This window comes from Bacillus cereus group sp. BfR-BA-01522 (assembly GCF_022662635.1).
Taxonomy (GTDB): domain Bacteria; phylum Bacillota; class Bacilli; order Bacillales; family Bacillaceae_G; genus Bacillus_A; species Bacillus_A cytotoxicus.
Genome location: NZ_JAKUDY010000002.1, coordinates 274,887 through 290,457, shown reverse-complemented (window position 1 = coordinate 290,457; position 15,571 = coordinate 274,887). Strand labels below are relative to the sequence as shown.

The window sequence follows — 15,571 nt, the reverse complement described above, 5'->3', positions numbered from 1 at the left end:
GCAGCATATGAATTGATAAAGTTTTTAAATTATATAAACAAGCAGATAGAAAATGAAGCAACAGAATTTGTGAATTTAAAACAGGAAGGCTTATTTGGATTAAGGCTAATTCATGGATCACAATTTATATCCTATTTATCACTAAAAGCGAGAAATGAAGAATTATCTTCTGATTATATATATAGGATAGAAAGCTACTTAATTAAATTCTATCAATGGCTCTCCACTAACCAAATTATTCATGAAAAGATTAATGCAGAAAAAGACTCCCCATTCAACAACCTAGAGTTAGGTACAATTTATCCTGGCCGAGACGAAAGAGTATCAGAAAAATTAGTGGATTTTGGAGAAAACCGATATGAGCTAGTTCAAAGATTTATTAAAATTGCTCAAGACGTTGCACCCGATATAGTACTAGGGATTTGTTTTCAATTCTTTGGGGGCTTACGAGCAGGAGAAGTTGTAAATTTAACTAAAGAAGCAATCGAATCACCATACTATTGGGACCATACAAACTTAGGAGAGCGTAAATTCATTTTAAAAATAAGGGAAAGACATTCAGAGTTATTCAAAAACAAGACAAACCTACAACATGAAGGTGTAAAACGTCCTCGCAATCAAGCTTTATTAACTAATCCACTTCTTTCTCTGGTGTACAAAGAACATAAACAACACTTAAAAAGACTGAACAATCAAAATGAAACAAAAAATCCAAATGCATTGTTCATTGCAAAAAGAACAGGAGAACCAATGTCAGGAAAAACTTATACAGAATTATTTAATAAAGTCAAAAAAGAGTTTTTAAAGAAGATAAGTGATGAAGGCAGAACAGAAGATTATTTGTTCCTAATTAATAAAAAATGGTCTACCCATATTGGACGAGGTATTTTCACCAACTTTCTTCTCCAAATTGGTGCTACTATTCCTGAGATTGCAATTGCTAGAGGAGATAAAAACCTAAGTTCAGTAATGAGTTATGTAGAAGACAAAAATGCCCTGCAATTAACAAAAGAAGCCATTGATAACATACGAATAGCGGCCGAAATGAAGAATGCAGATATTAATAAAAAGAATATAGATAATTTTAATTTGGGGGAAGTGAAAAAATGAAGCTACAAGCTATTTCTATAGAAAAAGCTGTTCAGCATCTTGAAGAGTATCAAAAAGAGATAAAATGCTTACAACATTATAAAAACCAATACAAAACATTTCCTTCCATTAAAAATGAAAATGAAGAATTACTAGGTGGCTTTGGAAACAAAATGATTGAGCGCTTAGGAAATGAAAGTATAATCTCTCAGAAGAAAATCAAAGGAGAATGTTTATACTCTCTATATTCATTAGCTAAGTATCACTTATCATTAAAGCTATTAAAAAAACATTTCTATACCATTCCAGAAGCCTTCTTAGAGTTAACTAACGCAGAAACAGATAATCATCTCTCTCCATCTATGTTTAAAGCACGTTTTTATTACTTACACAACAATGGTTATATAAGTCTTATATCGCTTAATCATAAAGTTGACTACAATACACTTTTTATCCCTAAACGGGAAATTGCAAAATTTAAAAAAGAGTATATCTCAATAGTACATGCTGCTCAAGAAGCTGATGTTATCTTGGCAACCTTTAAACAATACTGGCTTAACAAATACCCCAAAGACATTGTTCAATTCTATCAAATGAATGCTAATTATATATACCTAAATAAAAAAGATTGGCAGTCATTTCTAAAAGAAAAAAGAAGAGTTGGATATATAACAAAAGAACAAGTTGCAAAAACCCTTGGTATTACCGCAGACAGTGTTGAAAAGGTAGTAAAAGAGTACAACATTGTAACTGTAAAAGAAAAAGGGTCTCCGATTACCTATATAAAAAAAGAAGATGTCCAACTGCTCATCGATAAACAAAATGAATTGTGGAAAAAAGTACGAAATGAATACCTTACTACAAACGAAGCAGCCAAAACACTCAATATTTCTCGTAAAACATTAGCACAAAAATTTATTAAAGATGAAATACATTCAATCTTTATCCCTCCCCTTATATGCACCAATCGAGATGGCATTAATTTTCGCACTCGTCGAGCTTTAATACATTTAAAAACAGATGTATTATCCCTCAATGAACGTAGACAACGAGAGAAAGATATTGAAAACATCATATACCATTCTGAATCAACCATATATGATGTATTACAATCAGTATTACGAGAAGCTAATATTAATTTCAGCGATAAAGGAAAAGCAACTGCAACATATTGGTTTTCATATGTAAAACGAAAATCATCAAAAAGTAAAGCATCTAGCGCCTCAACGAAACAAGAAATACGCATGCTTTTTAACACTTCAATATTATTAAGTAAATTAACAGATTTAAAGGAAATTTTCACTTATACAGATAATGAATTAAATTTGGCAGTATTCAATTCAACCATAAACAAAACTGTACAAATCGAAATGTATAAATTTTTAAGACAACTATTTGAAACAAGAGAGATTGCGGGTTTATCTACTAATTATAAATTTAGTAAACTCAATAATATTTATAAGAAACCCAAACGTATACAAAGAGAAAAAACTATTTATTCACTCGAAGAATATATTAGTTTAATGGATTATACAAAAGATATTATAAAACATAAAAAACGAGCTATAGAAGATATTCGATTGCAAATCCAAAAAGAACTACATTTACACAGGGATTCTTCCTGGTTATATGTATTACTGCATTTGAACAATGCATGGCGACATTATGATGTAACCTCTTTTCCAAGAATAGACTTACGACAAACACAACTTGGAAATATGGAAACAATGGAGGCATTAGAGTGGATAGAACAGAATAGTTTAAGTGAACACGATGTTATAACTATTGTTAATCAAGTAAAAGCTATGTCTTTCGTACATTCAAAAACAAAGAAAAAACGTCATTTCTTTTGTTCATATGAACTTATGGCTGCCTTTGCGCATTCTACTGTATTATGTGAACTTCGCTGTCAGATTTGTCAACCTTTATCAGAAGTTCTAATTGATTTTAATAATCGCAAAAGAGATTTTACTGATAGACAAAGAAATGCTTTCTTCGAAAGTCATAACGATAATTTTATCTTTAAATCTAGACAAATGAATCGCACATTGATTAGCTACGTTTATAGTGTGATTAAAAAGACGACCAAACGCAATCCTTTGGAAATTACCAAATTCATACGGAGTCATAGTAACGAAGAAACAACGAACATTTATATTGATATACCACAAGAACAAATGGACTTCATAACAAAACAACTATTTGATCTCGGTCACTTTGGCTATGCATATGATGCTTTAAGTGAATTGATACTACAGGAACCTATTGATAACAGAGAAGAGCGAACTCACACTTCTCTAGCACTAAAAGAAGTATTTGGTGATGTACATCATATTGAACAAGTGGCCCGCTATTTAAATAGATTAAGTGAAGAACAACAAATTGTTTACAAAGTTATCAAAGGACTTTCGCTTGAAAAAAGAAAAGATATATACGATTCCATAAAGCTAGGACAACAACCCTCGAAAAAGGAATATTTCCAATGTATTTATCAAATCTGTAAATTTCCAAATCGAGATTGCGAAAAATGCCAGTTTGCGGTTCCAAATTTCTATGCATTGTCACAATTAGAAGAAGAATTCCAATTAAATTTCAGCGAATTTAAAGAACTATTTAATACAACAACTAAACAGGGTGAAAAAATTCGTCTTTCTAATACCTTATACAATTATCTATATTTAATAGAATCTGCTGTAAAAAATTTGGAAAGGACGAAGTATCTTCTTTCTTTAAAAATGGATTAGAAGAGTTTAAAAAAGATTTACAATCAATTCCTAATATCAAAGAGTATGTAACTATTCAACGTTAAGGTAGGCGATAAGCATGTCTGTAATAGAAGACAAAGCAATTGAAGAATCCCTTGAAGAATTCAATGATTTCCAGTTCAATGTAGATAATATGATTCAACAAGCAATTGAAATTTTAGAAGAGCAAAAGTCGAAAGGATTACTGATTGAAGGTACTTTCGAAAATGATGAGTGGCGCTTTATATGCGACACTCGTCATTCGAGTGTTTACTTTAATTTTGCAACTATGAGAGAAAGAATGATGTTCTGGAATGTAGATTCTATTCTTATCATTCAAGCTTTAAAATGTTGGATTGTTACTTTAATTCCCTATCGTTCCTTAGAATCCCTTAATAAATACCATAAATATGTTGAGAACTTTCTTACGCTATCTCATGCATGTAGCGAAGATTTATTAGAACAAACTAGCAATCACCTTCTTTATGAATACGATGATAGAACACGGTGGAATCTATGTATTCCTACCCTCAATTTCATTGATTTTTATGAAGAAATTGACGTTAAGCAAACTTATAAAAAAATACTTGTAGACATAAAAAAAGATATTGATATTCAGAAGGTTGGCGGAATGGTTCGAAAACTCCCTCCATCAAACGATGTATTAACATTTTCGTGGGTAATTGAAAGCTTCTTTAAAGAAATATCCAAAGAAGCGAAACATTTTTTTAGATACTATCCAATTTACTTGTGGTGGACACTAAGCAATTTGATTCCTATGCGCCCAACAGAATTTTGTGATATAGATAGAAATGCACTAAGCGCAGAAAATGGTAGACACTATATACGATTGCCTCGCTTAAAACAAAAGGCAAACCATCATAAAATTCAAATCATCGATAAAATCTCTATACCCCAAAAGTTGTATCAAGAAATAGAAAGTTACATCACAATGACAAATGCTTTCGGCCCATCAAAAACGTTAATTTCAGATGCATCCATTGGGATAAAAAGAAAACTTAACCATCCTGAATATTTCAAAAAGAGGTTCAGATATGATCATCTTAAATTTCTTTTAAATGACTTTTATGACCAAATTATAGAAAATGTGTACTAAGTAGAATATACTCATAGAATTCGTCTTGGAGATACACGTCATTTTGCGTTTTTAAATTTAATGCGACAGGGTTATCATCCCATTGAAATCGCTCGTTTGGGAGGGCATACTTCTGTTCAATCACAATATCATTATCAACAGCATATGGAATACTGGGTAGACGTTGAAATCCTTCAATTGATGCAAAAATTTAAATTTCAACAAGAAGTAAATAAGGAAAATCCTTCTGTTCCTGGTTCATATCATAACTACTTAGATGATGATTTTGTGCGAGAAAAAGTACTAAAAATTAATGATACGGGCTTTGAAATGGAGCTTGAAACAGGTTATTGTACAGACCAAAATGTCTTTTGCCAAGTAGATAAATGCTATTTTTGTGATTATTGGAAAATTAGTCCTGAAGAATTCCTATCAAAAAAAGAACAAATAGAACATGAACTACAACAGTGTAAAAACGAAGTAAGTGCACTTATAAAGACATTGAACAATTTATATAGCATAGCTTTAAACGAATCCTTTGAAGATGATTTTTCAGAATTCAACCAAGAATTTAATAGAGATTTACTCGTTACTAAAAATCAATTAGATACAAGTGTCCATAAAATGTTAAGTTTTTCATCCAAATTAGCAAATACGGTGAAGGGAACGAAATAAAAAATGAAACAAAGACGAGGCAGACCTAAAAAAACATTTCCTGCAGAACTCATACAAGATATCATCTATCGTTATACTAAAGAAAGAAAAGTTACTGGAAAAATAGCGTATATGGATGTATACCGTTATTCCAAAGAGTTGTTTGAAAATGGCGAGATTGAACACAACATTGGAGAGTTTTTTTGGCGTAAAGGTGAAGGACGCGACACAATTGACAAGACAAATCAAGTCATGCAACACCACATTCCTAATGAAGTTCAAGAAGATGAGTCCATTATTAACACAAATGATATCGTAAATAAGTTTTTCACAGAAAAAAATTCTGATAAAACTAAAATAATTGGAGCTTTAAAAATGAATGAATTAAAGCTCCAACAATATATTAAAAAGTGCAAGAAGTTGGAGAAAGAATTACTTGAAACAAAATTAGCTTTGGTACAAGCAAAAGAACAAAATAAAGACCTTAAAGATAATATAGAATCCTACCAAGACACCTTATTCCAATGGATGGAATTAAGCATGAACAAAGATATTCCACTAACAAATTTATTAACGGTAGGTAAAACACGAACACCAATCGCTGAAGAATTGTTAAAAAGTATGCTATCAGATAATCCTGTTGAGATTTTTAGTAAAATGAACGAACTCAAGAAAAATACTTCATTACGAGAAGTAAAGCAAAGTGAAGTAGTACCTTTAAATCCTCCAAAACAAAAAGAAGAAAGCATTTTGGATGATTTTGATTTCTAAATAGTTCTCCCCACCTATTCATAAATTGGTGGGGAGAACTATTTTTATTATTAATTTTGTTTTTTTAAATCCGTCAATCTCTGATAAATATGACCGAACTTTTTTTCTTCTCCCGCCGCTTTCGGTTCATAATATATCGTATTTTTTAATTCATTAGGCAAATACTCTTGCTTTACCCATCCATTTGGATAATTATGAGGATATAAATACCCTTGACCATGCCCTAGTTTTTCTGCACCTTGATAATGAGCATCTTTTAGATGTGCAGGTATGTCACCTGTACGCCCTTTTTTCACATCATCAATTGCTTTGTCCAAAGCTTTATAAGCTGAATTTGATTTAGGAGATAAACACAATTCAATTGTTACAACGGATAAAGGTATTCTTCCCTCAGGCAACCCTATTCGCTCTACTGATTCTATTGCAGGTAAAACCCTTGCACAGAGTTCGGGATTAGCTAACCCAATATCCTCATACGCCATAACAAGTAATCTCCTACAAATAGAAACCAAGTCTCCCCCTTCTAACAATCTTGCCAAATAATGAAGGGCTGCATTTACATCACTACCTCTGACACTTTTTTGAAAGCTGGATAGTAAATTATAAAAAATATCCCCTTTTTTATCATGAGAGAACCCTTTATTTTGAATACATTGTTTCACGGTATCTTCTGTCACAATAATTTTGTTATTTTCATCTTTTTCAGAACCAAATACAATATCTTCCAACAAATTAAGTGCAGAACGCGCATCTCCTGTTGTTTGAGCAATTAACGTTAGTAGCTCATCGGATATAGTAATATTCATTTTCCCTAAACCGTTTCCTTGATCTTCTAACGCCCTTCTTAATAGTTTTAGAATAGAAGACGGAGACAAAGTTTTTAATTGCTTTACTTGTCCAATTCTTGATAAAATCGCACCTCTCACACTATGATAAGGATTTTCTGTTGTTGCCCCAATTAGGGTAAATACCCCCTCCTCTAATGCCTTGAGCAGTGAGTCTTGCTGTGTACGATTTAACAAATGAATCTCATCTATAAAACAAATCGCATTACGAGTTAATCTTGCTTCTTCGATAACGGCTTCTATTTCTTTTTTTCCAGCACTAATGGCATTTAGTGCATAAAATTCTTTCTTTGCTGTATTTGCAATTGCAAAAGCGAGAGACGTTTTCCCTGTGCCTGGCGGCCCATAGAAAAGAAGGGATGGAATATGTCCATTTTGAAGCATACGGTATAAGGCTGTTTTGGGACCTATTACATCGTCTTGTCCAACTACTTCATCGATTGTTCGTGGTCTCATTCTATGTGATAAAGGTTCATTGTAAAACATTATATATATCTCCCCTTTAGTTTAAAGAACACTATTAAATTAATTATGTCTTTAATAAATTTATCATAAAGTAGAATGCGTGAAAAATTTATTAAATCCTTATTTAAGGCTAATCAAAGTTAAAAAACGAAAAAGACCTCTTCATATGCTTTTGTTCAAAACATATGAAGAGGACCTTTTTAGTTATTTTTTATGCTAATAACTTGTCCACTTCTTCTTTTGTTATCTTATTGTGTACGCATAAATCTTTAATTACTTTTAATGCCCATTTTTTCTTTTGTTCTTCTTGGCTTTCGCCCACTTGGCTAATCCTTTTTCTGCTACATAAAGATCAATTAACTTCGGAAAAGTTATACCATAAATAGCTCCTATAAAAAATGGTCTATCATCATCTATACCAATCATTTCTTCCTTTTCATTCGTATATAATGACCGATCAACATCTAATATACACTGACCTTCTGAATTAAAACGGAAAATCAATGTTAAAGAACCTATTTTACATTTTACACCCATTAAATAAACGTCATTATTACAGCCTAAACCCGACAAGGCGGTCAAAGACTCCGTTAATAAATCTGACCCCTCGTTACTGCTGTCATAAGAACTTCGATCTCCCAATAAAGAAAGTGCAGAAACATCCACAAGTTGCATGTTTACATCATTTTGTGAGTTTGTGTCAGTAAATTTAGCAAGAACAGATTCTTTTTTACCTAAAAGCCAATAAAAAAATTGACTACCAAAAGAAAATGGAGGAACCTTCTTATAAGTTATTTTCCCCCACGCCTCTATTTTATTACCTCGCTTTTGCCCCATTAGTACCGATCTAATACGACTCTCATTTGAAGCAGCGACTTCAAGTGTACAATATAACTGGTAACACATATACTGTGTTACTGGGTTGGTCGTCCTGCATGACTAGGAGGGACTTTTTATGTCTCTTAATGAAGAGGACAATTTTCTAGAAGAAGACGAGGATGAAGGAATTGAATTAAAAACAATCCCGATTGCAGAATATGTAAAACTGAGACGTGAACAACGAAAAAAAGAACAACAAGTATTTGAAGACAAACTAAAAGTCCTCCAAGAAAAAACAGATAGACTCAAACGAGAATTAGGATACAAAGATTAATATTAAAGGATTTAATATAATCCAGATAGTTCGCTTAATTTCAAGCGGGCTTATTTTCTCTGAAAGGAAAGTTTAAAATTTATGTTAAAACAAAATTAATATTGGGAATAGTCGTACTTATAATTCTCTTTAATAACAAATAACTTACTAAAAAGGAGATAGAAAGATATGTTAATACATAAGATTGATGAAGAAGTTACATTACGAACGTTTAATGAAAGTGACGCTGAAGAATTTTACAACTTAATTATTAGTTCAAAATCATATTTAAAGGAATGGCTTGGGTGGCTCGACTACATTGAAAAAGCAGAAGATGCTGCTCAAAATATTAAAACGAGACTAAAAGAATTTGCAGAAAACGGAGGATACCCAAAATCTTTCGCCATTATTTATAAAGGAAAAATCGCAGGAACAATAGGTTTTAATGACATCCATAAGACTAATAAAATTGGCATTGTCGGTTATTGGTTAGGAGAAGAATTTCAAGGTAAAGGTATTATGGCAAAAGCTTTGAAGTCTTTAATTGATTATGGATTCAAGGAACTTGGACTCAACAAAATTGAGATTAGTGTTGCTGTTGAAAACAAAAAAAGTAGAGCACTTCCTGAACGATTTGGATTTGTAGAAGAAGGTAAAATAAGACAAGCAGAGTGGTTGTATAACCATTATGTAGACCACGTTATTTATGGTCTTTTGGCTACGGAATGGAAATAGCTATTTAAGCGACTGAGACTTGTTTTAAAAACAAATAATAATACAATGAAAAACGCTTGGTAATCTCCAAGCGTTTTTATTACATTTAATTTCTGTTTTTTAACCAATATTCTTCATTTATTGTATAAGAAATTTCTAACTTTCTTTATCCTTTATAAAATGTATAAACCTTGGAAAGGTTACCTTTGATTCCGTTCACGCCTGTCCATTCCTTATATTTATTAGGTGTATCAAACTTTGAAATAAAGGTTTCTAATGATTGATTATTTTTTAGTGCTTCCCTAGATTTCTCAGTTAAAAATGTCAAATACTCAGACAATGTATATAACAATCCTTTGTTCCCAACGTTTCCGTGACCTGGTACAAAAGTTTCAATATCCATTTCCTCTACTTTTTCTAAAATAGAGCTAAATTCTTTAGGATTATAAATGGGTAAATGTAATTCCTCTGTTACTAAATCACCCATAAAGGCAATTTTTTCTTTGGGTAAATACATAAATGTATCACTAGGAGTATGCCCTCCGCCCAAACAGTATAATTCTACGCTTCTTTTCGAACCTTCTATAATCAGCTTTTCTTCAAAAATAACTGATGGCAGAACGATTTTCATACGAGGTAAGTCATCCAACACTTTTGACATTTCGTTAAATTGATTTGTCAGGCTATCTTTAATTATAATGTCCTGATTTTCCTCTATTTGATTTCTTAAACTATCTAAATAGCTTTCCATCTCTTCTATTTCTTTTTCTAAATCACCAATTTCATTTTTTTCTTTGCATAATTTCTTTGTTGTAGAAGTGGATATGATAGTAGCATCTGTAAATGCTTGATTTCCAAAAACATGATCCCCGTGAAAATGACTGTTTATTAAATATTTTATCTTTTTCCCTGTAATATCTTCAGCTTGTCTTCTTAATTCATAACCAGCAGAAGGAGTCGTAAATGAATCGAACACTAATAATTCGTCTCCCAAATCAACTACTCCCGCATTACTCCAAGCACCTTGACCTGGTTTTGAAATAGCAGCATATACTCCGTCGCATAAAAAATTCAAAGTAAAAAAATCGGTTTCTTTTATTAAACGAGTCACCTGTGTTTCCCCCTCTGTGAATATTTATCTTTTTAAAACAAGCATATATCTTTTCCATAATCTTGATTTTATTTTAACACAAATTTCCTATTTCCCTTTCAAAAAACAAGTTCACTCCATCTATAAAACTAATGCGGAAGTTATTTACGAAACTTACTTGCAAACGAAGACTTTACTGGCTTCTTATCGATTGGAAGAATATTCGGCCCTTCTTCCTCTTCTCTCTCTTTAAACCCTTCTAGAAAAACCGTAGGGTCGCTAAATGCCTGTTTCATGGCATAGTCCGTCTTTTGATTCACTTCTTCATTAGCGTGACACTTTAACGTCCTATATTGTGAACTAAAAATAAATGTACTATAGTACAAAAAAATACAGTCTAATTTTATCGGGCCATAATTTTATCCGTCGGAATTTGGATAAAAACCATACACCCCTTTTAAAACAACATTTAATAATTTCATCCACATAAAATAAGTTATACAAAGGTACACCGTCTAGATAAGGCGAAACAAGACTTTCTCTTACCGCATTTAGAAAGCGGGCTCCTTACTTTAATCGGCGCCACAACGAGCAATCCATTTCACGCCATTAACTCAGCGATTCGAAGCCGCTGTCAAATCTTTGAACTACATGCACTGACAGAAGATGATATTTTAACCGGATTAAAACGGGCACTAGCTGATAAAGAAAAAGGGCTCGGAGAATATCATGTAACAGTTACAGATGAAGCAATCCGCCACTTTGCAAGCGCTTCTGGCGGAGATATGCGCTCGGCCTATAATGCACTTGAACTTGCTGTTTTATCAAGCTTTGCAACAGATGAGCAAGCAGTCGAAATTACATTAGAGATTGCAGAAGAATGTTTACAGAAAAAAAGCTTTGTTCACGATAAAGATGGAGACGCTCATTATGACGTCTTATCAGCTTTTCAAAAATCAGTGCGCGGAAGTGATGTCAATGCCGCTCTTCATTACTTAGCTCGTCTAATTGAAGCAGGCGATTTACAAAGCATTTGCAGAAGACTTCTTATTATGGCATATGAGGATATTGGACTTGCTAGCCCGCAAGCTGGCCCTCGAACTTTGGCGGCCATTGAATCGGCGGAACGAGTTGGATTTCCAGAAGCCCGCATTCCACTTGCTAATGCTGTTATTGAACTTTGCTTATCACCAAAATCAAACTCAGCTTATAAAGCGCTTGATGCAGCACTCCACGATTTACGAAATGGACAAACTGGTGATATTCCAAACCACTTAAAAGATAGTCACTATAAAGGAGCTGAATCTTTAGGAAGAGGTATCGGTTATTTATATCCGCATGATTATCCAAACGGATGGATTGAGCAACAATACTTACCTGACAAAATAAAAAATAAGCAGTACTATCGACCAAAAACAACAGGAAAATTCGAACAGGCACTCTCGACTGTTTATGAAAGATTACAGAATTCGCATAAAACAAAGTCTAAAGGGTAATCTAAGCGAAAACGACATCATAATGGAGGTTTCGCTTATGAAAACGCGCCAAGATGCATGGACGAAAGAAAATGATTTCCTGTTAGCAGGAACCGATTGACGGTATTTTGCATAGCACCGTTAAAAACATTTGACGAAACAACAAACAAGCTACTCAAAACCTCCACTGCTTGTAGCTTCCAATTGAAGCAAGAAATATAAAGTGAAGGCTATTACGGACAGTAAAAACAACGAAAAGAGAAGGAATTAATTTGCTCCTCCTCTTTTCAAATCTCATCCTTATAAATCTATTAAAGCTGAACCCTTTCATTTGTCCATATTTTTATTTATGATTTCTCTTACGGAACAATAAAAATAACATTACAAACATCAACATAACACCGCTCGTATAAAATATTGTCGTCCCAGTACCGCCAGTATTGGGAATTGTCCAATCATCCTTCGTATTTTCTACTGTTATTTTTTGTGTTCCTTCCGTTTCTGTAACTTCTATCTCAATCGAATCCCTAAGCAACATGTAACCGTCCGGTGCTTTTATTTCTTTAATCATATATTTTCCAAGTGCCAATTGTTTAGAAATAGCCTTACCTTTTTCATCTGTCGTTAATATACCAACTTCTATCCCGTCTTTATTTAAAATTTGAAACATAGCCCCTTTTAATTTCATACTTGAATCCTCGGCATCCACTTTCTCAATCTCAATCTGTCCTACTGAATCAGGGGCTTTTTTATTTTTCACTATCATTTCTACTGTCTCTTTTTGTTTTACTGTTACTATTACTTTATCTTTTGATAATTCGTAGCCCACTGGTGCTTCTATTTCAACGATTTTGTATTCACCTATCGGTAAATCTTTTGATATTGCTTCCCCTTTTTCATCCGTCTCTAATTTTTCTACTACTTTTTCGTTCCCGTCTACAAGATTAAACTTCGCTCCTGCCAATGTTTTATCTACATTGTCCGTATCGGCTTTCTTCAGTTTCACTCTACCTACCGGATCGGGGGCTTTTTTATTTTTCACCACCATTTCTACTGTCTCTTTTTGTTTTACTGTTACTATTACTTTATCTTTTGATAATTCGTAGCCCGATGGTGCTTCTATTTCAACGATTTTGTATTCACCTATCGGTAAATCTTTTGATATTGCTTCCCCTTTTTCATCCGTCTCTAATTTTTCTACTACTTTTTCGTTCCCGTCTACAAGATTAAACTTCGCTCCTGCCAATGTTTTATCTACATTGTCCGTATCGACTTTCTTCAGTTTCACTCTACCTACTGAATCAGGAGCTTTTTTATTTTTCACCATCATTTCTACTGTCTCTTTTTGCTTTACTGTTACCGTTACTTTATCTTTTAATAATTCATAGCCCGCTGGCGCTTCTGTTTCAACAATTTTGTATTCACCTATCGGTAAATCTTTTGATATTGCTTCTCCTTTTTCATCCGTCTCTAATTTTTCTACTACTTTTTCGTTCCCATCTACAATATTAAACTTTGCTCCCGCCAATCTCTTATCGATATTTTTCGTATCGACTTTCTTTATTTTCACTTTTCCTGTGCCATGCTTGTTCCAGTTCTTCCAGTTTAATTGAAAGTTATGCCCTTCAAACCCACCTCTTTGATGTAGTTCACCCACAAATATTTGTCCATTGATGGAACCACCTTTCGCTTCTAGCACTGCATTTGGAGCAAATACACTTCCGACAACACCATAACCATCTGTTGTAATCTTTTTGGCATTAGGAAATGCCCAAATAACTTTCTCATACAGCTTATTAAACGGTGAATGAGGATTATAAGGTTGTGAAGTCTGTACTACATCGGTAGCTGTCCCAACATTGTTTGTATCATACAATATTGACCCGTTTTTAAAAGCAATCTCTGTTGCATCAGAATACATAACAATAAAATCTTTATTATCAGCATTCGGTAAATATACATCTCTCACCTCTAAACTTGATTTCCCTGTCATTTCTGATGAAACATATATATTTGGATTCTTCATATCTTCCCCAATACCATAACTCATTTTTGGTACCGGGTTATTTGTTTTGTATTGACTTGCGTCCCTATTGACCTGATCAACTATATTACGAAACTCATTAAATTTCGCATCAATTTCTGATTTTTCTTTATAAACAATACGATTATAAGATTGTAATATGTTATTTAAATCAGCCTCTTTTGTCATTACAACGATTCCGTGTTGAACTATAAAAGATTCTCCTCTAGATTTTTTCATTTTCCCTGACAATAACAAGGATGGATATCCTTCGTCAATCCATCTTTCACCAACTATGTTACCCCCTCCAGTTGCAGCACCTACAACGGTATAACCTGACGCATCCATATCACCTTGAATTGCTATCGCTCCCTCAATATCTCCACCTATCGCACTATGATTACCAAAAACGACTGCATTATAATGAGAGATATTACCTAACCCTTTTAATTCTACTGTAGATGCTTGTACTTCTTTCGGTAAATATATTACAAGATTCACACATGTAAGTAAAAAAACCATAAAATGAATACTTATCTTCTTCAATTGTGGTCTCAATTTCCCTGTCTCCACCTTCACGTTATTCTTTTTTAAAATTTTGTAAATTGAGCATATAGACAAGATTATGTTTTATCTACTTATTCTTCTCTTATAAATTGCGAATAGAGATGTACATAACAGTATGATTGGAACAATGATTATCCACTTATCGAACCATTTCCCATTACTCATTTCTTGTCGCTCTTTTTCTTTTTGACTATACTCTACACGCTCACCTCGAATAAGCAATCTATGTGTATTTGATCCATACGGCGTACATGTAACTAACGTTGTATAATCTTGATTTTCTGCAATTAGTAAATCATCCGTTTCATGTGGTAACACTACTTTTATTTGATCTACTTCATAAGCAAGAATATTATTTAAGGAATGAATATAGAAAAGATCTCCTTCAACTAACTTATCTAAATCTGTAAATAACTTTGCAGACGGTAAACCACGATGCCCCGTTAAAACAGTGTGCGTACTTTTCCCACCTACTGGGAGCGAAGATCTATCTAAATGACCTACCCCACGGCTTAATACTTCCTCAGAAGTTCCTTGATAGATTGGCAATTTTTCATCGATTTTAGGTATTTCAATATATCCCATTACATCGCCCAAATTTAAAGCATCTGCGTACGATTTTTGATTACTTTTTTGTTCTTCAGCAAACGGATCTGAGAATGTTTGCGTAGAGTTTTGAACTTGTTTGTTATACTCAGCTGCTTCCATTTTCCTACGTTCAATTTCTTTCTTTTGCAATGATTTTATTTTCTTATCATAAGAGTTAATCTCAGAATAATGTGCCCTCGTCGCCAACCAATTACTGATAGTAGGATATAGGAAAATGCTAAGGCCTAATACAAAAACTCCAAAAACAATATTTCGCTTCATAGTTCTCCCCTCTATACGTACTGAAATGTCGAAAAG

At 33.1% G+C, this 15,571-nt stretch carries 13 protein-coding genes and 1 pseudogene; 8 read left to right on the top strand and 6 right to left on the bottom strand.

Annotated features, from left to right (window positions below):
* The first annotated feature begins 12 nt into the window (after positions 1-12).
* The 5 genes from MR059_RS04055 (at position 13) to MR059_RS04035 (ending at position 6,354) form a co-directional block, all read left to right on the top strand.
* Positions 13-1,110, top strand: a complete 1,098-nt coding sequence (locus MR059_RS04055; RefSeq protein WP_242161561.1) for a site-specific integrase — start codon at positions 13-15, stop codon at positions 1,108-1,110.
* Positions 1,107-3,833 (top strand): hypothetical protein, encoded by a 2,727-nt coding sequence (locus MR059_RS04050; protein WP_242161559.1) that lies wholly within the window; start codon positions 1,107-1,109, stop codon positions 3,831-3,833. Before MR059_RS04055 ends, MR059_RS04050 begins: the two co-directional genes overlap by 4 nt.
* A 79-nt stretch (positions 3,834-3,912) precedes the next feature.
* Positions 3,913-4,950 (top strand): hypothetical protein, encoded by a 1,038-nt coding sequence (locus tag MR059_RS04045; RefSeq protein ID WP_242161557.1) that lies wholly within the window; start codon positions 3,913-3,915, stop codon positions 4,948-4,950.
* Between the two features lie 96 nt (positions 4,951-5,046).
* The gene (locus MR059_RS04040) at positions 5,047-5,604 is read left to right on the top strand and encodes a hypothetical protein (RefSeq protein ID WP_242161555.1); all 558 of its coding nucleotides are present in this window, start codon (positions 5,047-5,049) and stop codon (positions 5,602-5,604) included.
* 3 nt (positions 5,605-5,607) lie between these two features.
* On the top strand, positions 5,608-6,354 hold the full coding sequence (locus tag MR059_RS04035) for a hypothetical protein (RefSeq protein WP_242161553.1): 747 nt from the start codon (positions 5,608-5,610) through the stop codon (positions 6,352-6,354).
* 50 nt (positions 6,355-6,404) lie between these two features.
* Here MR059_RS04035 and MR059_RS04030 read toward each other — a convergent pair whose 3' ends face one another.
* Together MR059_RS04030 and MR059_RS04025 are read right to left on the bottom strand one after the other, a co-directional pair.
* Complete coding sequence (locus MR059_RS04030; RefSeq protein ID WP_242161551.1) at positions 6,405-7,685, bottom strand: replication-associated recombination protein A; 1,281 nt, start codon at positions 7,683-7,685, stop codon at positions 6,405-6,407.
* 258 nt (positions 7,686-7,943) lie between these two features.
* Positions 7,944-8,501, bottom strand: coding sequence for a hypothetical protein (locus MR059_RS04025; protein WP_242161549.1), 558 nt, complete (start codon positions 8,499-8,501; stop codon positions 7,944-7,946).
* Positions 8,502-8,619: 118 nt separating this feature from the next.
* Here MR059_RS04025 and MR059_RS04020 point away from each other — a divergent pair, with 118 nt between their 5' ends.
* Together MR059_RS04020 and MR059_RS04015 are read left to right on the top strand one after the other, a co-directional pair.
* Positions 8,620-8,817 carry a hypothetical protein gene (locus MR059_RS04020; protein WP_242161547.1) on the top strand — a complete coding sequence of 66 codons (198 nt, stop codon included), beginning with the start codon at positions 8,620-8,622 and terminating at the stop codon, positions 8,815-8,817.
* 168 nt (positions 8,818-8,985) lie between these two features.
* The gene (locus tag MR059_RS04015; protein WP_242161546.1) at positions 8,986-9,531 is read left to right on the top strand and encodes a GNAT family N-acetyltransferase; all 546 of its coding nucleotides are present in this window, start codon (positions 8,986-8,988) and stop codon (positions 9,529-9,531) included.
* Between the two features lie 145 nt (positions 9,532-9,676).
* On the opposite strand, the gene MR059_RS04010 is transcribed toward MR059_RS04015, so the two are convergent.
* Both MR059_RS04010 and MR059_RS21775 read right to left on the bottom strand, forming a co-directional pair.
* Complete coding sequence (locus MR059_RS04010) at positions 9,677-10,621, bottom strand: MBL fold metallo-hydrolase (protein WP_242161544.1); 945 nt, start codon at positions 10,619-10,621, stop codon at positions 9,677-9,679.
* Positions 10,622-10,761: 140 nt separating this feature from the next.
* Entirely contained in the window at positions 10,762-10,896 is a 135-nt protein-coding gene (locus MR059_RS21775) for a hypothetical protein (RefSeq protein WP_277927653.1), read from the bottom strand.
* A 207-nt stretch (positions 10,897-11,103) separates the two neighbouring features.
* Between MR059_RS21775 and MR059_RS04005 the strand changes: the two are divergent.
* Positions 11,104-12,096 (top strand): annotated as a pseudogene (locus MR059_RS04005) (replication-associated recombination protein A); the annotation flags it as partial.
* 322 nt (positions 12,097-12,418) lie between these two features.
* Here the strand turns inward: MR059_RS04005 and MR059_RS04000 are convergent.
* Complete coding sequence (locus MR059_RS04000) at positions 12,419-14,656, bottom strand: SpaA isopeptide-forming pilin-related protein (protein ID WP_087099233.1); 2,238 nt, start codon at positions 14,654-14,656, stop codon at positions 12,419-12,421.
* 72 nt (positions 14,657-14,728) lie between these two features.
* The gene (locus tag MR059_RS03995) at positions 14,729-15,535 is read right to left on the bottom strand and encodes a class C sortase (protein ID WP_242161542.1); all 807 of its coding nucleotides are present in this window, start codon (positions 15,533-15,535) and stop codon (positions 14,729-14,731) included.
* Positions 15,536-15,571: the final 36 nt, after the last annotated feature.